The sequence below is a fragment of the Nocardia sp. NPDC102475 genome (assembly GCF_055584605.1).
In genome coordinates, this window is sequence record NZ_JBVJLS010000006.1 from 168038 (window position 1) to 190670 (window position 22633).

The 22633-nt window shown below is 65.2% G+C and carries 24 protein-coding genes and 1 pseudogene; 14 read left to right on the top strand and 11 right to left on the bottom strand.

From position 1 onward, the window contains the following. Window positions 1-16 precede the first annotated feature (16 nt). Entirely contained in the window at window positions 17-1120 is a 1104-nt protein-coding gene (locus ACZ60G_RS13465; RefSeq protein WP_465810180.1) for an MAB_1171c family putative transporter, read from the top strand. Window positions 1121-1145: 25 nt separating this feature from the next. Continuing rightward, a complete protein-coding gene (locus ACZ60G_RS13470; RefSeq protein WP_465810182.1) occupies window positions 1146-1904 on the top strand; it encodes a dienelactone hydrolase family protein in 759 nt (252 codons plus the stop codon). A gap of 137 nt (window positions 1905-2041) precedes the next feature. Here the strand turns inward: ACZ60G_RS13470 and ACZ60G_RS13475 are convergent. Continuing rightward, a pseudogene (locus ACZ60G_RS13475) lies at window positions 2042-3184 on the bottom strand (transcription termination factor Rho, short form); the annotation flags it as partial. A 370-nt stretch (window positions 3185-3554) separates the two neighbouring features. On the opposite strand from ACZ60G_RS13475, the gene ACZ60G_RS13480 reads away from it, so the two are divergent. Continuing rightward, window positions 3555-4412, top strand: coding sequence for a cyclopropane mycolic acid synthase family methyltransferase (locus tag ACZ60G_RS13480; protein WP_465810184.1), 858 nt, complete (start codon window positions 3555-3557; stop codon window positions 4410-4412). Between the two features lie 4 nt (window positions 4413-4416). Here ACZ60G_RS13480 and ACZ60G_RS13485 read toward each other — a convergent pair whose 3' ends face one another. The 4 genes from ACZ60G_RS13485 to ACZ60G_RS13500 form a co-directional block, all read right to left on the bottom strand. Beyond that, window positions 4417-4818 (bottom strand): PaaI family thioesterase, encoded by a 402-nt coding sequence (locus ACZ60G_RS13485; protein WP_465810186.1) that lies wholly within the window; start codon window positions 4816-4818, stop codon window positions 4417-4419. 4 nt (window positions 4819-4822) lie between these two features. Beyond that, entirely contained in the window at window positions 4823-6025 is a 1203-nt protein-coding gene (locus tag ACZ60G_RS13490) for an MFS transporter (protein WP_465810188.1), read from the bottom strand. Between the two features lie 61 nt (window positions 6026-6086). Further along, window positions 6087-6836: an SDR family oxidoreductase gene (locus tag ACZ60G_RS13495; RefSeq protein ID WP_465810190.1), complete on the bottom strand. Its 750-nt coding sequence runs from the start codon at window positions 6834-6836 to the stop codon at window positions 6087-6089. 54 nt (window positions 6837-6890) lie between these two features. After that, entirely contained in the window at window positions 6891-7256 is a 366-nt protein-coding gene (locus ACZ60G_RS13500; RefSeq protein ID WP_387289550.1) for a hypothetical protein, read from the bottom strand. 265 nt (window positions 7257-7521) lie between these two features. Here ACZ60G_RS13500 and ACZ60G_RS13505 point away from each other — a divergent pair, with 265 nt between their 5' ends. From ACZ60G_RS13505 to ACZ60G_RS13520, 4 genes are all read left to right on the top strand, one after another. Then, complete coding sequence (locus tag ACZ60G_RS13505; RefSeq protein ID WP_465810193.1) at window positions 7522-8001, top strand: sigma-70 family RNA polymerase sigma factor; 480 nt, start codon at window positions 7522-7524, stop codon at window positions 7999-8001. 207 nt (window positions 8002-8208) lie between these two features. Continuing rightward, complete coding sequence (locus tag ACZ60G_RS13510) at window positions 8209-9576, top strand: N-acetylmuramoyl-L-alanine amidase (RefSeq protein WP_465810195.1); 1368 nt, start codon at window positions 8209-8211, stop codon at window positions 9574-9576. 237 nt (window positions 9577-9813) lie between these two features. Next, window positions 9814-10884, top strand: a complete 1071-nt coding sequence (locus tag ACZ60G_RS13515; RefSeq protein WP_465810197.1) for a CobW family GTP-binding protein — start codon at window positions 9814-9816, stop codon at window positions 10882-10884. Between the two features lie 198 nt (window positions 10885-11082). Next, the gene (locus tag ACZ60G_RS13520) at window positions 11083-11274 is read left to right on the top strand and encodes a hypothetical protein (protein ID WP_465810199.1); all 192 of its coding nucleotides are present in this window, start codon (window positions 11083-11085) and stop codon (window positions 11272-11274) included. Window positions 11275-11322: 48 nt separating this feature from the next. On the opposite strand, the gene ACZ60G_RS13525 is transcribed toward ACZ60G_RS13520, so the two are convergent. The 4 genes from ACZ60G_RS13525 to ACZ60G_RS13540 all read right to left on the bottom strand — a co-directional run bounded on the left by ACZ60G_RS13525 (window position 11323) and on the right by ACZ60G_RS13540 (window position 15206). Next, window positions 11323-12333: an AraC family transcriptional regulator gene (locus tag ACZ60G_RS13525; protein ID WP_465810201.1), complete on the bottom strand. Its 1011-nt coding sequence runs from the start codon at window positions 12331-12333 to the stop codon at window positions 11323-11325. 146 nt (window positions 12334-12479) lie between these two features. Next, the gene (locus tag ACZ60G_RS13530) at window positions 12480-12917 is read right to left on the bottom strand and encodes a molybdenum cofactor biosynthesis protein MoaE (protein ID WP_063046315.1); all 438 of its coding nucleotides are present in this window, start codon (window positions 12915-12917) and stop codon (window positions 12480-12482) included. Further along, window positions 12904-13941 (bottom strand): bifunctional molybdenum cofactor biosynthesis protein MoaC/MoaB, encoded by a 1038-nt coding sequence (gene moaCB / locus ACZ60G_RS13535; protein WP_465810203.1) that lies wholly within the window; start codon window positions 13939-13941, stop codon window positions 12904-12906. Before moaCB ends, ACZ60G_RS13530 begins: the two co-directional genes overlap by 14 nt. Beyond that, a complete protein-coding gene (locus tag ACZ60G_RS13540) occupies window positions 13938-15206 on the bottom strand; it encodes a molybdopterin molybdotransferase MoeA (protein ID WP_465810204.1) in 1269 nt (422 codons plus the stop codon). Before ACZ60G_RS13540 ends, moaCB begins: the two co-directional genes overlap by 4 nt. A 140-nt stretch (window positions 15207-15346) precedes the next feature. Here ACZ60G_RS13540 and moaA point away from each other — a divergent pair, with 140 nt between their 5' ends. From moaA to ACZ60G_RS13555, 3 genes are all read left to right on the top strand, one after another. Next, window positions 15347-16405, top strand: a complete 1059-nt coding sequence (moaA, locus tag ACZ60G_RS13545) for a GTP 3',8-cyclase MoaA (RefSeq protein WP_465810206.1) — start codon at window positions 15347-15349, stop codon at window positions 16403-16405. Next, entirely contained in the window at window positions 16398-16640 is a 243-nt protein-coding gene (locus tag ACZ60G_RS13550) for a MoaD/ThiS family protein (protein WP_465810208.1), read from the top strand. The genes moaA and ACZ60G_RS13550 overlap by 8 nt, the downstream gene beginning before the upstream one ends. Before the next feature lie 82 nt (window positions 16641-16722). Further along, the gene (locus ACZ60G_RS13555; protein WP_465810210.1) at window positions 16723-17130 is read left to right on the top strand and encodes a DUF1003 domain-containing protein; all 408 of its coding nucleotides are present in this window, start codon (window positions 16723-16725) and stop codon (window positions 17128-17130) included. Here ACZ60G_RS13555 and nadE read toward each other — a convergent pair whose 3' ends face one another. Both nadE and ACZ60G_RS13565 read right to left on the bottom strand, forming a co-directional pair. After that, window positions 17131-17955 carry an ammonia-dependent NAD(+) synthetase gene (gene nadE, locus ACZ60G_RS13560; protein WP_465810212.1) on the bottom strand — a complete coding sequence of 275 codons (825 nt, stop codon included), beginning with the start codon at window positions 17953-17955 and terminating at the stop codon, window positions 17131-17133. 6 nt (window positions 17956-17961) lie between these two features. Next, window positions 17962-18603 carry a TetR/AcrR family transcriptional regulator gene (locus ACZ60G_RS13565; protein ID WP_465810214.1) on the bottom strand — a complete coding sequence of 214 codons (642 nt, stop codon included), beginning with the start codon at window positions 18601-18603 and terminating at the stop codon, window positions 17962-17964. 114 nt (window positions 18604-18717) lie between these two features. Here ACZ60G_RS13565 and ACZ60G_RS13570 point away from each other — a divergent pair, with 114 nt between their 5' ends. The 4 genes from ACZ60G_RS13570 (at window position 18718) to nrdE (ending at window position 22598) form a co-directional block, all read left to right on the top strand. Then, the gene (locus tag ACZ60G_RS13570) at window positions 18718-19284 is read left to right on the top strand and encodes an NAD(P)H-dependent oxidoreductase (protein ID WP_465810216.1); all 567 of its coding nucleotides are present in this window, start codon (window positions 18718-18720) and stop codon (window positions 19282-19284) included. Between the two features lie 426 nt (window positions 19285-19710). Beyond that, a complete protein-coding gene (locus ACZ60G_RS13575; RefSeq protein WP_357313758.1) occupies window positions 19711-19944 on the top strand; it encodes a redoxin NrdH in 234 nt (77 codons plus the stop codon). Window positions 19945-19992: 48 nt separating this feature from the next. Beyond that, window positions 19993-20454 carry a class Ib ribonucleoside-diphosphate reductase assembly flavoprotein NrdI gene (nrdI, locus tag ACZ60G_RS13580; RefSeq protein WP_063046323.1) on the top strand — a complete coding sequence of 154 codons (462 nt, stop codon included), beginning with the start codon at window positions 19993-19995 and terminating at the stop codon, window positions 20452-20454. Between the two features lie 38 nt (window positions 20455-20492). Beyond that, window positions 20493-22598 carry a class 1b ribonucleoside-diphosphate reductase subunit alpha gene (gene nrdE, locus ACZ60G_RS13585; RefSeq protein ID WP_465810219.1) on the top strand — a complete coding sequence of 702 codons (2106 nt, stop codon included), beginning with the start codon at window positions 20493-20495 and terminating at the stop codon, window positions 22596-22598. The last annotated feature ends 35 nt before the right edge of the window (window positions 22599-22633 follow it).

Below are 22633 nucleotides of genomic sequence, written 5' to 3' on the forward strand. Positions count from 1 at the left end.
CGCCGAGAGGATATCGATGTCATCACTGATTCCCGCGACACTCGGCTGGCTGGTGCTCGGCTACGTCGGCGCCATCACGCTGGGTCGGCTGATGTTGTTGCGGGACACGATCATCGATCAGCTCATCAATCGCAACCTGCTCTGGAGCATCGCCGCCCTGCTGTGCTACCGATGCGCCCAGGCGAGTGTCACCAGTCCGGTCTACGTCCTCGCGCTGGGATGCGTGGAAATGACAACCATGCACCTGTTTGTCATAGCCCGATACCTTCTCGCCGAGACCGATTCGACAGTGGTGTGGCAGCGGCTGCGTCGGTGCGGTTTCGTCGCCGCGGCCGCCACCGTCGTCATGTTGCTCGCCGGGATGATGGCACAGGACAACGGACGACCGGTCGATCTGAGTGCACACGGGCCCGCGGCGATCTTCGGGATCGCCTATGCCGCACCGCTTGCGGTCAATATGGTCGTTTTCCTGCTCTCGGGCATCCACGAGCTGCGCTTGGGCGACCTCAGCGCCAAGATGCAGGTGGTCTGCTGGATTCTGGGCATCAGCGGCGGCTTCGTCTTGAGTAATCAGGCACTTTCCACCGCGCAGTTGCTGACGGGGCGACCCGCCCTCGGTCCGCATTTGCCGCGTGGAGAACTCGATTTCGTGCTCTGCGTGACCCTCAACGTGACCCTGCTCGCCATCCCTTTGCTCAGCGCGCTGCTCACGCTGGCCGGTTGGGATCGCGACGCTCGAATCTGTCGCCGACTGCGGCCGCTGTGGCGCGACCTCACCGCGGCGGTCCCGGAGATCGTGCTGCCCGCCGACGCACGACACGGTGCGGATTCGGTCACCCGGCTGTTCCGCATGACCGTGGAAATCCGCGATGCACTGCTGCACCTCGGTTCCTACCTCCCCGCCGAGACCACGCATCCGCATGACGAGACCGAATCGGATTGGGAGATAACCAATTACGCACACCGTTTGGCCCACGCCGTGCGCGCCAGAAAGGCGGGCGAACCCCCGGTCGCCATCGGATCCGGCTCCCGGCTACCCGTGATCGCACACGATTTCGATGCCGAACTCCGGCATCTGCTCGGCCTCGCACGCGCCTGGCCGAAAACCGCACTGCGATGATCGGATGCCGCGGAACATGTATCCCATGACCTACAAGATCGTTTCTCGGCAGTTCGATGTCGATGTGGACGGCTCATCGCTGACCGGCTATCTGGCGCGCCCGGAGGGCGACAGCACATTTCCGGCCGTCTTGGTCGGCGCCGAGCTGTGGGGACTCACCGAGGACGCGCGCCGGATCGTCGATCGGGTCGCCGAACTCGGCTATGTGGCCTTCGTGGTGAACGTCTATCACCGCTCGGGTCCGGAAACGGCTGCGGGACTGGCCGAGACCGACGAGAACCGGACGCGTGCCTTCGGCCTGCTCGGCGAGCTCACCCGCGATGGTGTCGAGGCCGACTTCCGGGCGGCTATCGCCTATGCCCGCGAACACGGCGGTGCCACCGACAAGACCGGTGTGCTCGGCTTCAGCCTCGGCGGCCATCTGGCCTACTTCGCGGCCACCCGACTGGACCTGGATGCCGCGGCCATTTTCTACCCCGGCTGGCTGACCACCGCGGGCACCGCGCTGAGCAGGCCGGAGCCGCTGCTGGCCGCGACCGAGAACATCGCCAAGGGTGATGTGCGGCTGCTGCTGTTCTTCGCCGAACTCGATCACGTCATCGATGCCGAACAGCGCGAACAAGTCGAGTCGGCCTTGAATCAGGCCGGTGTGCGGCACGAATCGGTGGTCTACCCGGGCGCGAAGCACGCCTTCTTCTTCCCCGACCGGGAACCGTACGACGAAGCCGCCGCCGCGGATTCGTGGCAGCGCACCGCCGACCTGTTCGCCACCGAATTGGGCTGAGCCCGAACCGGATACGACGAGAGCCCGACCGGCCCTGTCTCCCCCTCCGAAGACAGGCCCGATCGGGCTGTAATAAATATCCCTCGGAGAGCTTGACAGGGCCTTAAAGGAGCCTTAATGGAGATGCGTCAAGCGGATCAGTGCCGCTTGGCGCCGAGCTGGGCCAGGAATTCCGCATTGGTCGGAGCCTGACGCAGGCCCTCCAGGAGCAGGTCCGTGGCCTGCTGACCGTCCACTGCGGCGAGGGTGCGGCGCAACAGGTGGGTGGCTGTCAATTCGTCCGGGGTGAGCAGCAATTCGTCCTTACGGGTGCTGGACTGCGCGATATCGATGGCGGGAAAGACCCGGCGGTTCGCGGTCGCGCGATCCAGTTTCAGCTCGGCATTGCCGGTGCTCTTGTACTCCTCGAAGATCACGGTGTCGGCCAGCGAACCGGTCTCCACCAGGGCGGTGGCGATAATGGTGAGCGAGCCGCCGTTCTCGAAATTGCGTGCGGCGCCGAGGAATTTCTTCGGCGGCGCGAGCGCGGCGGCATCGACGCCACCGGAAAGTACCCGCCCGGAGGACGGTGCGGCGTTGTTGTACGCGCGGGCGAGGCGGGTCAGCGAGTCGAGCAGTACAACGACATCCCTGCCCATTTCGGCTAGGCGCTTGGCATGTTCGATGGCGAGTTCAGCCAATGCGATCTGCTCGCGCGGGGTTTGGTCGAAGGTGGCGGCGGCGACGTCGGCGGGTACCGACCTGGCCAGATCGGTGACCTCCTCGGGACGCTCGCCGACCAGCACGAGCATCAGTTCGCACTCCGGGTGGTTCTTCGCGATACCGTGCGCGATCGCTTGCAGCACAGAGGTTTTACCCGCTTTGGGCGGCGCGACGATGAGTGCACGCTGACCCTTGCCGATGGGCATGACCAGATCGGTGACCCGCGTCGTCATGGCATGCGGTTCGGTTTCCAGGCGCAACCGCTGGTTGGGGTAGATGGGGACGAGGTCCTCGAAGCGGGGCCGGGCGCGCTCGGGACCCTGACCGTTGACCGATTCGATGCGGACCAGCGGATCGAGCTTGTCGCTGCGTGCGGGTTCGGCCGTGCCGGTAATGAAATCGCCACGGCGCAAACCGAATTCACGGATGAACCGGGGCGGTACGTGCACATCACGCGGGCCGGGGAGGTAGCCGTCGACCCGGAGGGCGGCGGCGCGGTTGTCGGCGATATCGAGGATGCCGCTGACGGATCGTACGGGATGCGGAGCGGTCTCGGCCGCCGCGTCCCCGTCTTGTGATACGGGAAATGTGTTGTCTTTCATGGGTTTTCCTTTGTATGGGTACGGCGAACGGCCGTGTGAGGCAGCGGCGAGTGGGCTAGCTGCGGTGAATGTCCCTGTGGGCTCCGGGAACGAGGTGGACCACCATCGTGGTCGGGAAGTCGAGAAATCTTGCGGGAGTTCGGCTCTGATCGGCCGGGATACCAACATCCACAAGGACAGGGCCGAGGATACATCGTGTAACGGCTGCCGCGCAATGGTCACAGCTCGGTCACGGCGAACGGAGCAGGCCACGGTTTCGTATCGGTAGCCGCTCATGCGAACGACTCGTCGGTGTGTCTCGTATCAGTCCATATCTGGCCAGGACCGATCGAAGGCAGGAGCTGCAATGGCCGAACTCGAACCGTTCTACCAGCAAGTCCAATCGCACTACGACGTCTCCGACGACTTCTACCGGCTATTCCTCGACCCCTCGATGACCTACAGTTGCGCCTACTTCGAGCGCGACGATATGACCCTCGAACAAGCCCAACTCGCCAAGATCGATCTCGCACTCGGCAAACTGGATCTGCGGCCCGGGATGACCCTGCTCGATATCGGATGCGGTTGGGGCGCAACGATGTTCCGTGCGGTCGAGCGTTATGGCGTGAAGGTCGTCGGTCTCACCTTGAGCCGCAATCAGTACGAGCACGTCCGCTCGGAGATCGGCCGGCGCGGTATGGCGGGCGTCGAGATTCGGCTGCAGGGCTGGGAGGAGTTCGACGGGGGTGTGGACCGGATCGTCAGCATCGGTGCGTTCGAACATTTCCGCCGCGAGCGGTACCCGGCATTTTTCGAGCGCTGCTACCGCATGCTCCCACCCGATGGCCGGATGCTGCTGCATACGATCATCGGTCATAGCCTCAACGACCTACGTCGCATGAATATTCCGGTGACCAGGGAGGCCGCGCTTTTCCACATCTTCATCAGGCGCGAGATCTTCCCCGGCGGGCAGCTGCCCCAGCCCGCCGAGGTCACCCGCCTGGCCGGGCAGGCCGGATTCGGCACCGAGTGGATCCAGTCGCTACGCCTGCATTACGCGCGCACGCTGGATCAATGGGCGCACGCGCTGGCGGACCAGCACGACGAGGCGGTGCGGATCGCCTCGGAGGAGGTCTACGCCAGATATTTGAAATACCTCACCGGATGTGCCCGGTACTTCCGCAGCGGGCACATCGATGTCATGCAGTTCACATTGGTGAAGTGAGGGATCAGAGGACGGCTTGGGTCTGGGTCACCTTGGCGACGAGTTTGTCCGCGTCGTCACGGATTTCGGTCTCCACCACGATGAACGACCGGCCCGCGTGCAGCGGCCGCGCCGTCGCGGTCGCATAGCCGGAACGCACGGCCCGCAGGAAATTCGTCTTGGATTCGACCGTCGTCGTGCCCTGCTTGCCCTCTGGCAGATTCAGGAACGCGCACACCGCGGCGGTCCCATCGGCGAGCGACATCAGCACCCCGCCGTGCAGCACTCCGCCCAGCGTGCACAGCGATTCGTCCCAGGCGATCCGACTGCGCACCATTTCGGTGCCGTGTTCGAGCACCTCGACTCCGAGACGCTCGGTGAACGGCATGGACTGGTGAAAGAGCTTGGTGCCCACTTCATCGATCATGAAGTCAGCCTGCCCGATGCACCCGGCGCGCGTCGATTACTCCGGAGGTAATGAGCAGTACGAGCAGCACGGTCGCACCGCCGCAGAGCAGCACCGTTCCGGGCGAGGTCCGATCCACGATCATCCCGCCGACCAGCGCACCGACACAGAAGGTCGCCTGGAATGACGCGGTGAACAGGACCGACGCCACCTCCGGCGCATCGGGCAGCGCATCGGCGAACCAGGTCTGCAGCACCACCGGCACGCCGCCGTATCCGGTACCCCACACGATGAGCAGCGCGATCGCACCGAACTCCCAGCGCCCCAGCAACGGCAGTAACAGCATCGCGGCCGCCATCGCGCTCGCCGCGAAGCCGAGCGCGAGACGGGGACGGCCGAGCAGGGTGCCGCCGAGGAAATTCCCGGCAATGCCCGCCACACCGTAGATCAGCAGCAGCACCGTGATCGTGCCCGCACTCACCTCGGTGACCTGCTCCAGGAACGGCGTGATGTAGGTGTAGGTGCCGAACTGCGCGATAACCACGAAAAATGTTGCCAGCAAAGCGATTCGGACGTCCGCACCGCGCAGGCCGATGCGCAGCGCGGTCAGGCGAAGGGCCTGCTCGGCGGGCAGCGCGGGCAGTGCGACCGCGAGCAGCGCCAGCACCACCGCGGACAGCAGGCCCAAGATCACGAACGCGGCCCGCCAGCCCGCGACATTGCCGACGAACGTGCCCGCGGGTACACCGAGCACCGAGCCGAGTGGAACAGAGGAGAAGATCACCGCGGTCGCCCGGTGCACCGACTCCGGCGGCACCAATCGGCCGGCCAGTCCGGCCGCGATCGACCAGTAGCCGCCGATGGTGAACCCGATCAGCACGCGGGAGGCCAGCACGACCCAGAACTCCGGTGCGAGCGCGGCCACCGCATTGGCGATCACCAGCAATAACGTGCAGCCGCACAGCAACAGTCGGCGGTCGATCCGCGCGGCAGCGAGGGTCACCAGGGGCGCGGCGATCGCGGCCAGCAGACCTGGCAGTGTCATCATCAGCCCCGCCATGCCGTCGGAGATCGTGAAATCGGCTCCGATCGAGGTCAGCAGGCCGATCGGCAGAATCTCGGTGGTGACGATCGAGAAGATGCCGAGCATCACCGCGACGACGGCGAGCCACCGGATCAGCGGCGGCCGGGCGACGGTGCTGGGGGAGGGCGCAAGAGCTGTGGACATGCGCTCCAGTCCAGCAATCCCGCCCGTCGACTTCTGGCGGGTTCAGGCCCTCATAATGCGTTCAGCTCATCCGGGTCACGACCGCGCCGGGCAGATGCGGCAGCACCACATCGATGAGCCGCCACGGCCACCCCGGAACGCAGGCGCGAATCTTCTCGCGCTCGATCGCCCGCACCATCGCCGCGACGCCCTTCGTCAATGGCGTGACCATGCGTGCGTCACCGGCCTTCGCCGCCATATCGGTGGCGATGAATCCGGGAAGCAGTGTGGTAACCGCGATCGGTGAGTTGGCGAATTCGACCGTGAGCGCCTCACCGAGCGCGGCCAGTCCGGCCTTGCTCGCGGAATATGCGGCCTTCTTGCCCGGCAGGCCGCGCACCGCGCTCATCGACGACACCAGCACCAGATGCCCCGACTCCTGGGCACGAAAGATCTCCAGTGCCGCCTCGGTCTGGGCGAGAGCGCTGACGAAATTGGTGGTGGCCGTGGCGATATTGGCATCCGCACGGCCGGTGCCGATCCGCGCGCCCTTGCCGATACCGGCATTGACGATCACCCGATCCACTCCGCCGAGTTCATCGCGCAATTCCGCGAAAACCCGTGGGACGGCCGCATGGTCATCGACGTCGAGCGCGCGGACCGCGACGGTAATGGCCGGGTGCGCGGCCGTGAGTTCGTCGCGCAGGGCCTCGAGCGCGTCCAGGCGTCGGGCGCATAGAGCGAGGTCACGGCCCTTGGCGGCGAAATCTTGCGCCATGGCCGCACCGAGTCCGGCGCTCGCGCCGGTGATGAGGATTTTGCTCCGCGTCATGGTTGCGAACCATAGCGGCTACTGAACGCGAGTCAATATCCCGTGGGGTTCGACTCAGCCGCCGAATGAGCCCGTGCTCGGTGGCACCATGTGCCAGGCGCCGCAGTTCACCGTCTTGAAGGCGACATCGGTCGGCGCGATCTCGGCGCGGACCGGACGGTTCCTGGTGAAGTCGTTATTGATGATGTAGTGCTGATCGGTGTTATCGCCTTCGACCTTGCGTAGCCGCCGCCAGTCGCAGCCGACCGCCGGGTCGGGGGTGCCTTGGCCCTCCCAGGTACCGGGGAAGATATCGACGCCGACCAGGTAGACACCGTCCTCGGTGATGGTGTTGCTGGGCTGGGCGGCCGCGGTCCCGGTGCCCAGCAGTGTCACGGTGGACGCCATTGCCCCCGCGATCACGAGCGTGCTTGCACGCATACTGCTGTCTCCTCGAATTGTGCTCTGGCCGCCACTGGCGGCTGACCTGCGGAGATCCCCGTATCTCCGGGGCCAAGGTCTACCAGACTCAGTGGTCGATTTCGCTGGAATCGCCAGATTCCGCCCGTGGCGTGATTCCACTCGACCGGATTCCCGCGATATCTCTTATATGAGTGGTATTTGTCGGGTGGTCGATGTCGCGGGCAGGCGGTCGACTTGCGGGGTGGCATGTGCTGGGCTCTGTACCGATGACGGGCTCGCCTCCGTGCTAGCCGCGGACCGGGCGCTACTGCATTGGCGCGCCATGCGCGGACTCGGCGATTCGGGCCTCGCCGAGCACGCGGTGCAGGAGACGCTGCTGCGAGCCTGGCGCTCGTGCTCAGGGTTCGATGAACGCAAGGGCACGGTGCGCACCTGGCTGCTCGCCATCGAACGCAACGTCATGATCGATATCGCCCGCGCCCGCGCCGCCCGGCCCGCCGATACCGGCTGGGATGAGATCACCGAGCTCAGCGATGTCCGCTTCGCGAATCCGGACTTCGCCGAACGTCTCGTCGACGGTCTGCTCGTCGCCGATCTACTGGCCCGGCTGCCCGAATCGCAGCGCGCCGCGGTGGTAGAGGTGATTCTGCGAGACAGGGCCTATCAAGAGGTGGCCGATGACTTCGGCGTCCCGGTCGGCACGGTCAAGACTCGGGTGCACTATGCGCTGCGGTCGTTGCGTCGCTTGCCGATCGGGGCCTGAGCCCGCATCCGGTTGGCAATCCCCGTTTCACGGCGGTGTGAGCCGTGTTTTGGTCGTCTGATCAGCGGGAATGCGCTCATGTGCATCGATAACATTTTGATAACGTAGCTTGCTTTGCTGATGCTGACGTTGCCAGAGTGAACCACTGGGTTTGGTGTTACTAGTGGGAAGGGAGGGGTGCCCCGTCCCGGGGCACCGACACCGCACATGAAGCCAAGCATCATCAGCACCGGTATCTGCGGCGCCGTCACGGCCGCCGTGGTGGTGACGCTGTCGGGGCTGACCCCGGCCGCGATCGCAGATCCGGCAGCGCCGGATATGTCCACGAAACTCGCAGGCAAGACGATATTCCTTGACCCCGGTCATCAGGGGCCCAACCACGCCGAGAATTTGGCGACGCAAGTCAGCGACGGTCGCGGCGGCACCAAGGACTGCCAGACCACCGGCATGACCACGGTCAACGGCGTGCCGGAGCACACCATCAACTGGAAGGTGGCCGACCTGGTCCGGGCCGCCCTGCAGGATCTGGGTGCCAAGGTGGTGCTCAGTCGTCAGGACGACTCCGGGTGGGGCGGCTGCGTCGATGAACGCGCGCAGGCCGCCAATGCCTCCGGCGCCGATGTCGCGGTGAGCATCCACGCCGATGGCGCACCGGCGCAGGACCGCGGCTTTCACCTGATCGTGCCGCAGCTGCCGATCCCGGATCCGAAGGCCGATCAGGTCCAGTCCGGACCCGGTCTCGCGGCGACGAGGGCGGTGCGCGACGCGTATCTAGAGGCCGGATTCCCGGCTGCGAACTATGCGGGCGCACAAGACGGTCTGCAGACCCGCGCGGATGTGGCCGGTCCGGCAATGACCACCGTGCCCGATGTTTTCATCGAGATGGGCAATGGCGCCAATGCCGAGGACGCCGCGCTGCTGGAAAGTCCGGAGGGACAGGTCAAACACGCCCTGGCCATAACGACCGGCCTGGTGGGCTTCCTGCTCGGCGCACCGCAGCAGGCGACGGCGGCACAGGGGACGGTTCCGGCGCAGACCGGGTCGACCGATCGGCCTGCCTCGGCTCCGCAGGATCCCGCGGCCCAGCAGGTTCCTGGTGGAGCGCAGGCTTCGGCTATTCCGCAGCCGCAGGCCGTTCCCGAACCCGCGGTGGCCCCGAATTCCGCGGGGACGGTGCCGACCGCACCCGCATCATCGAATCCGCCGCAGGGGTACACCCAGGCACCGGGCTACGCACAGGTGCCGAGCTCGCCCGATCCGCAGACACCGGGATCGGCGCAGTCGCCGAGTACTCCGCAAGCGGGTTCACCACAGAGCTATGGGCTCTCGCCCAACACGCCGCAGTCGCAGGGTTTCGGACTCTTGCCGAATACCCCGCAGTCGCCCGGTTCTCAGTTGTCGCCGGGCCAGACCGTGCCGAGCACGACCGGTACCTTGCCGGCCCTGGTCGGCACGATCATGCAACTGATGCTCCCGCTGGCGAAATCCCTCGGTATGGACAACACCGTGCTCACCTCGGAGCTGATCAACTTCGCCTACACCTTGGCCAGCACCCTGCTCGGCCCGACCAAGTAACACCGTCACCTGACTGTGGGCATAGTCGCGAGTGGCCCGCGTTCGTGACTACCACGGAGCGAGTCTTACGAGCGACGTTCGCGGCCCGTCTTGCGTCCGCGCGCAGGCGCGGCTGATGAACGCAGCCGAGTCGTCGAAGCGCATACGACGTAGTCGTATGTCTCGACGGCTCGGACGCAAGACAGTAGGGGGCCGCGAACACGCAGCGCCGCAGGCGCTGCCAATAGACTCAGCCGGGTGGCTGAACGGATTCCTGTTCTGATCGTCGCCGGGTTCCTCGGATCCGGGAAGACGACGCTGCTCAACCATCTGCTGCGCAATAACCGTGGCACGCGGATCGGGGTGGTGGTCAACGACTTCGGGGCCATCAATATCGATTCCATGCTGGTGGCCGGGCAGGTCGACGCGATGGTGTCGCTCGGCAACGGGTGCGTCTGCTGTGCGGTGGACGTCGGCGAACTCGACGACTTGTTCACCAAGCTCGCGCAGCCGCGGGCCAAGATCGACGTGATCGTGGTCGAGGCCAGTGGATTGGCCGAACCGCGCAATCTGATTCGGATGGTGGTGGGCAGCGAGAACCCGCGCATACGCTACGGGGGTTTGGTCGAGGTGGTCGATGCCGAGCAGTTTCCGGACAGTCGCGAGCGTCATCCCGAACTGGGCATCCATCTGCGCTTGGCGGATCTGGTGGTGCTCAACAAGGCCGATCGGGTGTCGCAGGATCGGCTGGACGGGTTGCGGCAGGAGATCACCGAGCTGATCGGGCAGGTGCCGGTGTACGCGACCACCCGTGGCCGCATCGACTCCGGCCTGCTCTTCGACGAGCCGCTGCGGGAAATCCCGCGGGTCGCCGAACAATTGAGCTTCGACGAACTGCTCCACGACCACGACCACCAAGACCATGCCGATCTTTTCGAGCGACCTGCAAGCAGTCGCTACGGGCCGCACCGGCATCTGCACGACGACTACACCAGCGTGTCCTTCACCAGCGACCGGGAATTGGATCCGCGCCGCCTGGTCGAATTCCTCGAGGATCCACCGCCCGGCCTGTTCCGCGCCAAGGGTTTCGCTGCCTTCGGTGTCGCCGCCGAACGCCGCAAGTTCGTGCTGCACATGGTCGGCCGCCACATCGTCTTCGAACCGGACTCCTGGTCGCGCGGTGAATCGCGCACGACCCGATTGGTGCTGATCGGTGCGGGTCTGCCCGCCGACGCGGCACTGGCGCGGCTGCACGATACCGTGCACACCGCCGCCGAACCGCTGGACGAACAAGCCATGCTCGGCGTCTGGCGCTACACCCCGCACTGACGCCGGGAAAGGTTGGCGCGTTCTGCTCGAAGCTGGCGCGTTCGGTACTTGGCGCGGCGATCGCGCGGACATAGAACTGAGACATTGCCCCGCCGCGCGCGGCATGTGCGCAACGGAGCGAACGTGGCGCGCGCGGTGTCGGTTCGGCCCAAGAACCTGATCGACCGTATTTGTCTCTACGACCGATTGGAGAGTTCCGTGTCAGAGACCTGGGAGAGTGCCACCGCGTACGTGGTCGCCGCGTTGGAGGCCAAGGGCACCGCGACGCGTGACGATTTCGACGTGCCCGCCATCGTCGCCGCATCCCGAGATATTGCCGACAGCTGGGATTTTCGCGATATCGAGGATGCGACCTTCTGGCGCATCGCGGCGGCCTTCCTGAAGGTCTGACCGGCCCGGCGTGACGGCAGGGGATGCGGCGCGTGGGGATGCGGCGGATCAGGCCGGTAGTTCCGATCGGTACATGAGCTGGGTCATGGATCGACGGCGGGCCGCCCGCCGCATCGAACCCACATCCGAATATCCGAGCAGTTCGGCTTGGCGTGTTCGGTTCAGTACAGCGCCTTCGGCGCTCGCCTGCGCGAGCCGGGCATTGCGCGCCCGCTCCAATTCCATCCGCCAGGTGGTGCCCGCCTCCATCAGCCGCCGCTGTAGCGTCCGCGGGCTGGTGGCGAGTCGGCGGGCCACCCGATCCAGAGATACCGCACCGTCCGCAAATGCCTCGGCCAGCGCGGTCGCTACTCGATCCGGCCATGCGGTCGCCATCGGCGGCGGTGGCGGCAGGGCGTCGGCGAGCGGCTGCAGCACGGCAGCCAAGACAGGATCGCTGGTTGTCAGCGGCAGATTCATATCGCCGGCGCGGAAGGTCATCGCATCGACCGGCGCGCCGAACTCGATAGCGGCGGTGCCGAATACCTCGACAAAGGTGTCGATTTTGGCAGGTGCCTGCTGCCGCAATGCCACCCGCAACGGGACGAGCGGGATCCGGACCACACGCCGTGCCCTGCTGAGCACCGCCGCCAGGCCCCACACCTGGGTGAGATCCCGGCCGCGGCCTTCGCCATTGATCATGTCGAGGTAGAGCGTGACCTCGTGCTCGTTCTCGGCGATCAGTTCGAACCGATGATTGGTGGTCACCGCGGAGACGTAGGGACCGCAGGTCGCCAGGCCCGCGCCGAGTGTCGGCGCGGTGGCGAACAGGTAGTCGTAGAGGCCGAAACTGTTGAGTTTGTAGCGGCTGGCCACGTGCAATGCGACATTCGGATCGCCGAGCCCGTGTTCGCCCAGTTCCCAGAGTCGCGAGAAGGTGTGACTCGGCAGGTGTACGTCCTCGCCGACCATGGTCCATTCGGGTAGGCCGGTCTCGCGGATCAGCCGATCCCGATCCAGCCCGGCATCCGTGAGCTGCGAGATGACGAATCTGTGCAGCAGTACCTGATCGGTTCCCAATGCGCCCCTCCTACCGCGGATCGACGTCCTCGTGCGGGAGACGCTATCCCGCGCCTATTGAATCGTCACTGAATTCGCGTCACAGTGTTGTTTCGGGTAACAACAGTTACGCGCTCACGTCGCCGTTATGCACAGGCAATGGGCCTTTACCCGCAGGCGTTCACCCATTCCGAGAGTCCGTCGGCGAAGAGCTGGCGCTTCCAGATCGGCACCTCGTGTTTGATCCGATCCACCAATTCCGCACAGGTGGCGAACGCTTCGGCGCGGTGCGGGGCGGCGACCGCGACGACGATCGCGAGATCGCCGACGGTCAACTGACCGATTCGGTGGACGGCCGCGACCGGGAGTCCGGAGCGCTCGGCGAGTTCCGCACAGCAATTTCGCAGGAACCGTTCAGCTTCCGGATGCGCCGAATATTCCAGAGCGGAAACCGCTTGTCCGCCATCGTGATTGCGCACCTTGCCGGTGAAAACCACTACGGCGCCGTGCTCCGGTCCGGTTACCGCCGCCTCGACCGCCGCCGGATCCAGTGGCTGATCGCTGATGCCGGTTAGGCGTACGGCCGCGAATTCACTTGTTGTCATGGTTGCCGCCTCCGGCTACTTGCGCGAGCAGATGATCCAGCAGCGGCTCGAGCACCGCCATACCGTCTTTGACACCACCGGGGGAGCCGGGCAGATTCACCACCACCGATCGGCCCGCCAGTCCGGCCACGCCGCGACTGAGCGCGGCCAGTGGGAATTTCGCGGTGCCACGTTGCCGAATCGCCTCTGCGACACCGGGTAATTCGCGATCCAGGACGGCCAGCGTCGCCTCGGGTGTCGCATCGGTGGGGGAGGCGCCGGTGCCGCCGGTGCTGATCACCAGCGACGGCTCGAACCGCAGGGCGTCGGCCAAGCCGATGTCGATTTCGGCGTCGGCGTAGATCAGCGGGCCGCGCACCGAGAAGCCGAGTCCGCCAAGCCATTCCGCGAGCACCGGACCGGTGGTGTCCGCTCTGGTGCCGATCGCGGCTCTGGTGGAGGCGACCAGGACGACGGCGGTGCGCTGGTCGGAATCCGAGAGCTCTTCCGGCGAGATGTCTTCCGTGGGCTCTGGTTCGTCGGCGAGTGTGGGGATGTCCACGGGAGCCTGCTCTGCGGGCCGCTCCCAATGCCCGTGTTTGCCACCCTCTTTGGTGAGCAGCCGGACGCCGTTGAGCGTCGCCGCGGGGTCGACCGCCTTGACCATGTCGTGCAGGGTGAGTCCGGCCACCGCCACCGCCGTCAGCGCTTCCATCTCGACGCCGGTGGGGCCCTTGGTTTTCGCGCTCGCCTCGATCGTGATGGTGTCCTGGGTGAAGCCGAATTCGACCTTCACCGAGGACAACGCCAGCTGATGGCACAGCGGAATGAGTTCGGAGGTTTTCTTCGCACCCGCGATACCGGCGATTCGCGCGGTCGAGAGCACATCGGCCTTCGGCATATCGTCGGCCCGCACCAGCGCGACCACCTCGGCGGTGGTGCGCAGCTCACCGGCCGCGACCGCGATCCGAGTGGTGTCGGACTTCGCGCTCACATCGACCATGCGGGCGCGACCTTCCCGGTCGACATGGGACAACTCACTCATAACGACCACACTCGCACAGGTGCGCCGACCGGCAGCGAGGTGACCTCGGCGGGCACATCGATCAAGACATCCGCCCAGGCCATGCCCGCGATGAGATGCGAACCGGGTCCGGAGGCGACCTCGACGGCCGTCGGCCCGCGATGCAATCCGGGCGCCGCGGCGTCGTCGCGCACCAGTTGACCGCGCAGGAATTGGCGTCGTCCCTCGGGGGAGCGCACCGCATTGCGCAGCGGCACTTCGTGGATCTCCACCTCGGGCAGGCCCGCGATATGGCGCAGTATCGGCCGCGCGAAGACCTCGAAGGACACCATGGTGCTCACCGGATTCCCGGGAAAACTCAACACCGGCACGCCGTTGACAACGGTAAGCCCTTGCGGCCCACCGGGTTGCACCGCGACCGAGCCGAATTCACCGCCCAGCGGTTGCAATACGTCCTTGACCACCTCGAAGTCGCCCTTGGACACCCCGCCGGAGGTGAAGACGATATCGGCGGATTTCGTTGCGGCGGAAAGCAATGCGCGGAATTTCGCCGGATCGTCGGTGCTGTGCTCCACCGATACGACGCTGACGCCGTTGGCGCTGAGCGCGGCCGCGAGCGCGATACCGTTGGAGTTGTAGATCTGGCCGGGACGCAATGGTGTTCCGGCGGCGACCAATTCGTCACCGGTGGTGATGACGGCCGCCCGAATCGGTTGGAATACCGGCACATTCGGCAATCCGACCGCCGCCAGTGCCGCGATATGACGCGGGGCCAGCAGGGTGCCCGCGCGAGCCAGCAGCTCACCGGTGCGCACATCGGTGCCCGGTTCGCGCACGAACTCACCCGCTGTGCGCCCCCGCTCGACGGTCACCGTCGCGTCATCGCTGTGCACATCCTCCACCGGCACGACACAATCGGCGCCGGGCGGAATCGGCGCACCGGTCATCACCTTTATCGCGGCGCCCTGTGGCAACGGCGTCTGTCCGGCCGCACCCGCCGCGACCACACCGACCAGCGGCAGCGTCACCGGAGTGACCACTACCGATTCGGCGCGCACCGCATAGCCGTCCATCGCCGAGTTGCGGAAGACCGGCAGGTCGACCGGCGCGTGGATATCGTCGGCCAGCTGTCGGCCCAGCGCCGCGGGCACCGCGACGGATTCGACCGCGCGGGCGGCCAGCGGGCGCAGCAGCGCCTCGATGGTGTCCCGGTAGGCGTCGACGGACCGGACGGTGGCGGGCAGGCTGGGCCGGTGGCCACCGGAGGTGTCGGCACGCGAGGTCATACGGCCAGCCTAATCGCCCAGCGGTAGCGAGTTCTCTTGTCGTATCGCACGAACGCTCACCCAGTGAACTCGGAGTTTGTGAGCTCGAGATGGTGCGGTCCGCCCATGGGCACAGCCTGCGGACCGGTCATAATGGACGTGTGACGCTGGTCGAGATGGGGATTCCCGCCGTGCGGTCCAGGCTGCCCTCACTCGATGGCCGGCCGGACACGCCGTACCTGGTTGATCGATTCGGGCGCACCGCACGCGATCTGCGCGTATCGATCACCGAGAAGTGTTCGCTGCGATGTACCTACTGCATGCCCGAGGAGGGCCTGCCCGCGATTCCGCAGGACGAACTGCTGACGGTCGAGGAGATCGTGCGACTCGTCACGCTCGCGGTGCGGGAGTTGGGGGTGCGTGAGGTCAGGTTTACCGGCGGTGAGCCGCTGCTGCGGCGCGATCTCGAGCGGATCATCACGGGTTGTCATGAGCGGGTGCCCGGGGTACCGCTGTCCATGACGACCAATGGTGTCGGACTCGCCCACCGGGCCCGTGGTCTCGTGGCCGCCGGGCTGAGCCGGGTGAATGTCTCGCTGGATACCGTGGATCGGCTCGGCTTCGCCCGCCTGACCCGCCGCGATCGACTCGAATCGGTCTTCGCGGGCATCCGCGCGGCCAGGGATGCCGGACTGGCGCCGATGAAGATCAATGCCGTACTGATGCGCGACACCCTCGCCGGTGCGCCGGATCTGCTGCGCTGGTGTCTGGACGAGGCCTGTGAACTGCGGTTCATCGAGGAGATGCCGCTGGACGCCGATCACGAATGGGCCCGCGCCAATATGGTGACCGCGGCCGAATTGCTCGACGTGCTCGGTACCCGGTTCACGCTGACCGAGATCGGCCGGGCGGATCCCGCCGCCCCGGCGGAGAAATGGCTCGTCGACGGCGGTCCGGCGGCGGTCGGCATCATCGCGACGGTGACCCGCAAATTCTGCGACACCTGCGATCGGACCCGGCTCACTGCCGACGGAATGCTGCGGTCGTGCCTGTTCAGCGATCAGGAATTCGATGTGCGCCAAGCACTGCGGTCGGGCGCGGACGACGAGGAGATCGCGACCATCTGGCGCGGCGCCATGTGGAACAAATGGGCGGGACACGGGATCGATGCGGAGGATTTCGTCCCGCCGGAACGCACGATGGGAGCCATCGGTGGTTGAGATCCGCTACTTCGCCGCGATTGCCGACGTCGTCGGCAAGGACCGGGAAACCCTGGACTTTCCGGTCGGCGCCACCATCGCCGACCTGCGCACCACTCTCGCCGAGTGCTACGGTCCCGACCTCGACAAGATGCTCGCCGTCTGTGCCTACCTGGTCGGCGACGAACTCACCCGTGACCCGTCGGTCGCGCTGACTCCGCGCGTCGATGTCCTCCCACCCTTCGCGGGCGGCTGACGGTGTGTGTGGGCACGTAGGCGCTCCTCGACCGGGTTAGCATCTGCGCCAATGCGTTCGCCGGACCGGATCAGGAGTCGATATGTCCCAGCCGTCGAATCAGGTACCTGCGCGGCACCCGGTGGTGGTGCGGTTTCACGAGGTGCGGGGCGAGAGCCTGCAACTGCGGGTGGCGGACTGGATCACCAAGTTCGCCGGCTCGATGCGGTTCGTCTACATCCACGCCATCGGTTTCGCGATCTGGATGATCTGGGCCGAGCAGAGTCCATGGCCGACGCTGACCCTGGTCGTCTCCCTGGAGGCGATATTCCTGTCCACCTTCGTGATGATCGGCCAGAATCGGCAGGCCGAGTTCCAGCAGATGAAGGCCGATCACGACTTCAACGAGCAGGAGTTGGAGCTCAAGACCAATACCGAACTGACCAGGGCCATCCACGAGATGACCAAGGAACTGCACCGCAGGCTGCTGGAGACCCCGGATCCGCAGTAGTCAGCGCCACCAGGTGTCGAGCGGCGTGACCGGGACGGTGCGCTTGTGGCGGGTGTTCAGGAAGATCGTCTCCAGCTTCTGGGCGACCTCCGGCGTGACGTCCTTGCCCTCCAGATAGTCATCGATCTCGCTGTAGCGAAGTCCGAGCGCCTCCTCGTCGGGCAGGGCCGGGCGGTCGTCCTCGAGGTCGGCGGTCGGCACCTTGGACCAGATGCTCGACGGCGCACCGAGTTCCTGCAGCAGGGCCGCGCCCTGGCGCTTGGTGAGCCCGGTCAGCGGGGTGATGTCGACGCCGCCGTCACCGAATTTGGTGAAGAAGCCGGTGACCGCCTCGGCCGCGTGATCGGTGCCGACGACGAGCATATTTTCCTGACCGGCGATGGCGTACTGGGTCACCATGCGTTCGCGGGCCTTGATATTGCCGCGCACGAAATCGCGCAGCTTGTCCACCTGCAATGCCGAGGCGACTTCGGCGGCAACGGCATTGGCGCCGGGGCGGATATTGACCACCACCGAGCGGTCGGGCTGGATGAACCGCAGCGCGATCCGAGCATCGGCCTCATCGGCCTGCACACCGTAGGGCAGTCGCACCGCGATGAAGGCGGCATCCGCGCCGTCGGCACGCAGCTCCTCGACGGCGAGCTGGCACAGTCGTCCGGTCAGCGCGCTGTCCTGACCACCGCTGATGCCGAGTACGAAACCTCGTGCGGGACTTGCGCTCAGATAGTCCTTGAGAAAATCGACCCGATGCCGGACCTCGAGCTTCGGTTCGATATTCGATTGGACGCCCAACTCGGCGATGATCTGTTCACGCAGGTTCCCCATGACGCATCACTCTACTGGCCGCGCCGCGATGACCACCCGCCGAACGAACGCCTCCCAGTTGTCGCCGATCTGACATCGGTCGTAACCGAGGACATGCATCTGATGCATCACCAATGCGGCGCCGAGCAGGCCGAGCAGACCATCGGCGACCAGTACGACGTCGCCGTCGACCCGCGCCTGCCGCAGCAGCATCGTCACGTGCGCACGCAGCAGTCCGTAGGGCGGGCCGGTGAAGCGGTCGCCCGCCTCGCCGATTTCCGCGGCGCGATGCAGTTCGCCCGCGACCTCGATATCGAGTAGCCGGGCCCGGCCGAAGGCGACCAGTCGCTCCACCGCCGGTGCGCCGGGCCCCATCGGCGGCGGTCCGAACATGAACTCTTCCTGGAACTTTCGCTCGGCGTGGTCCAAGAGTGCGCGCAGCAGCCCCGACCTGCTGCCGAACCGTCGGAAGACGGTGCCCTTGCCGACACCGGCCCGCTTGGCGAGTGCGTCCATCGTCAGGCTGTCCACGCCTTGTTCGCGCACGATCTCCTGCGCCGCGTCCAGGAGTAACTGGCGGTTGCGCGCGGCATCGGCGCGTTCGTGATTTCCGGGCAGGGGCGCACCGATGCCGAGCAGCGGTCGCTCGGGCATCATTCCGTCCGGCATGGATGTGCTGTAGCTCACAGGCCTCTCGCGGTTCTCCCGGGAATGGAATCGGACCATGGTCCGGTTAGTGTAGGCAAAAGAACGGACACCACATTCAGTACACCAGGAGAAATCATGAGCGCGACCCGGATTCTTACTCTTGTCGGCAGCCTTCGTGCCGCCTCGATCAACCGCAGGCTCGCCGAGGCCGCGGCGCAGACCGCGCCGGAGGGTGTCGAGTTCACCATTTACGAGGGCCTCGCCGATATCCCCTTCTACAACGAGGATCTCGACGTGCCCGGCTCCGTACCCGCTGCGGCGCAGGCGCTGCGTGACGCGGTCGCCGCATCCGACGGTCTGCTCCTGGTGACGCCCGAATACAACGGCAGCATTCCCGCCGTATTGAAGAACGCCATCGACTGGGCCTCGCGTCCGTATGGCGCAGGCGCCCTCAAGGATCGGCCGGTCGCGGTGGTCAGTGGTTCGATCAGTCCGAATGCGGCCAAGTGGGCGCACGGCGATGTGGTCAAGGCGCTCGGCGTCGCGGGCGCCCGGGTTGTCGAGACCGCCCACCTGCACTTCGCCGGATTCGGCGAGCGGTTCGCCGCGTCGCATCCGCGCGAGGATGCCGAGGCGCTGACGCAGCTCGGCGCGACCGTGCACGAACTGGTTCAGGCGACCGGCGAACTGGTGTCCGCCTAAGCGTCGAGTCTTGCTGTCAGGGTCGCCCCCGGCTCCATCTGTGGAGTACGGGGGCGGCCCTTTTTCGTTCGCCGAAAGAAGTTTGCTGGAAGAGCGCTACGGTACGAAATTGTGATCTGCGCCACTGTTGTGTCGGGTTGCGAATCGAGCGTCCAGGTACTTACCGCTTGGGAATTTCATCTTTGTGACTCGCAACATGTCGTGTTTTATGACTCTGTCGGCCACTAGGTGTAGTGTCTTCGGTACTGGAAGACGGGATGAGATCAGCTTCGGCCGCGAGCGGCTGAACAGGGGTTTCAGCTACTGATCCAGGAGTTTGCGCAGCGTAGTCAGATCAAAGCGCCGCCAGCGACTCTTGTGGGTCGCTCGCAACGGTCAGCATACGGATCACAGGCTGTGGATCAGGCATAGGAGAGAGGGACATCAATGACCATCACCGTGTACACCAAGCCCGCTTGCGTCCAGTGCAATGCCACCTACAAGGCGCTCGACAAGGCCGGGGTGGACTACGAAGTCATCGACATCTCCGAGAACGACGAGGCGCGTGACTACGTCATGGCGCTGGGTTACCTGCAGGCTCCGGTCGTCGTCGCCGGTGAGGACCACTGGTCCGGCTTCCGGCCCGACCGCATCAAGTCGCTCGCGGCCGTGGCGGCCTGATCGCATCCTGCTTTCCGGTGTATCCGATGGAAGGGGGAGGAGGTAGCCATGTCCACAGCGACAGCGCTGGTCTACTTCTCCAGCGCCTCGGAGAATACGCACCGCTTCGTCGAGAAGCTGGGACTCCCGGCGACTCGCATACCACTGCACACCGCTGACTCGCTGCGCGTAGACGAACCATACGTGCTGATCGTCCCCACCTACGGGGGCGGTCGGCACGTACTGGGGGGAAATAGATCCGATAAGGATTTCGTGCCGCGGCAGGTCGCCAAGTTCCTCAACGATCCGCACAACCGTGCGCTGCTGCGCGGCGTCGTCGCGGCCGGCAACACGAACTTCGGCGATACCTATTGCTATGCGGGCGAGGTGATCTCGCGTAAGTGCGGGGTGCCCTACCTGTATCGCTTCGAACTCATGGGAACCGCTGAGGACGTCGAGCGCGTCCGAGAGGGATTGGGATTGTTTTGGCAACAGCAACGACAGCACCGACCGGCAAAACGGCTCGCTTAGAGCAGCCACCGGTCCGTACCGCCGAGGCGGGCGAGGTCATGGACTACCACGCCCTCAACGCGATGCTGAACCTGTACGGCGCCGACGGCAAGATCCAGTTCGACAAGGACCGTGAGGCCGCGCACCAGTACTTCCTGCAGCACGTCAACCAGAACACCGTCTTCTTCCACAATCTGGACGAGAAGCTGGACTACCTGGTCGACGAGAACTATTACGAGGCAGAGGTTCTCGAGCAGTACAGCCGCGCGTTCATCAAGACGCTGTTCAAGCAGGCCTACGCCAAGAAGTTCCGGTTCCCGACCTTCCTCGGCGCGTTCAAGTACTACACCTCCTACACGCTCAAGACCTTCGACGGTAAGCGCTACCTGGAGCGGTTCGAGGACCGGGTTTGCATGGTGGCGCTGACGCTGGCGGCCGGTGACGAGGTGCTCGCGAGCAAGCTGGTCGACGAGATCATCGACGGGCGCTTTCAGCCCGCCACCCCGACCTTCCTCAACTCGGGTAAGAAGCAGCGCGGCGAACCGGTGTCCTGCTTCCTGCTGCGCATCGAGGACAACATGGAGTCGATCGGGCGCTCCATCAACTCCGCACTGCAGCTGTCCAAGCGCGGTGGCGGAGTTGCCCTGCTGCTCACCAATATTCGTGAGCACGGTGCGCCGATCAAGAAGATCGAGAACCAGAGCTCGGGTGTCATCCCGATCATGAAGCTGCTCGAGGATTCGTTCTCCTACGCCAACCAGCTCGGTGCGCGGCAGGGTGCGGGCGCGGTGTATCTGCACGCGCACCACCCGGACATCTACCGATTCCTGGACACCAAGCGGGAGAACGCGGACGAGAAGATCCGCATCAAGACACTGTCCCTGGGTGTGGTGATCCCGGACATCACCTTCGAACTGGCGAAGAAGAACGAAGATATGTACCTCTTCTCGCCGTACGACGTGGAGCGCATCTACGGGGTGCCGTTCGCCGATATCAATGTCACCGAGAAGTACTACGAGATGGTCGACGACAAGCGCATCCGCAAGTCGAAGATCAAGGCGCGCGAGTTCTTCCAGACCATTGCCGAGCTGCAGTTCGAATCCGGTTACCCGTACATCATGTTCGAGGACACGGTGAACCGGGCCAATCCGATCGCGGGCAAGATCACGCACTCGAATCTGTGCTCGGAGATCCTGCAGGTGTCGACGCCGTCGCTGTTCAACGACGATCTTTCCTATGCCGAGGTGGGCAAGGACATTTCGTGCAACCTCGGCTCGTTGAACATCGCCAAGACGATGGATTCACCCGACTTCGCGCGGACCATCGAGGTGGCGATCCGGGCGCTGACCGCGGTATCGGATCAGACGCATATCTACTCGGTGCCCTCGATCGAGCAGGGCAACAACGAATCCCACGCGATCGGCCTCGGTCAGATGAACCTGCACGGGTATCTGGCCCGTGAGCGGGTGCACTACGGGTCCGAAGAGGGCATCGACTTCACCAATATCTACTTCTATACCGTGGTGTACCACGCGATTCGGGCCTCGAACCTGATCGCGAAGGAGCGCGGCGCCTACTTCGGCGGCTTCCCCGAATCCAAGTACGCCTCCGGTGAGTACTTCGACAAGTACACCGATCAGGTGTGGGAGCCGAAGACCGAACGGGTCGGGCAGCTGTTCGCCGATGCGGGCGTGCACATTCCGACCCAGGATGATTGGCGTGAGCTGAAGGCCTCGGTCATGGAGCACGGCATCTACAACCAGAACCTGCAGGCTGTCCCGCCGACCGGCTCGATCTCCTACATCAACCACTCCACCAGCTCGATCCACCCGGTGGCGTCGAAGATCGAGATCCGCAAGGAAGGCAAGATCGGCCGCGTCTACTACCCGGCGCCCTACCTCGACAACGACAACCTCGAGTACTACGACGACGCCTACGAAATCGGCTACGAGAAGATCATCGACACCTACGCCGCCGCCACCCAGCACGTGGACCAGGGCCTGTCGCTGACCCTCTTCTTCAAGGACACCGCCACCACCCGCGACCTCAACCGCGCCCAGATCTACGCCTGGCGCAAGGGCATCAAAACCCTCTACTACATCCGCCTGCGCCAAATGGCTTTGGAGGGAACCGAAGTCGAGGGCTGCGTCTCCTGCATGCTGTGATTTGTGGCTCTGCGGCAACGGATTCCGTTGCCGCA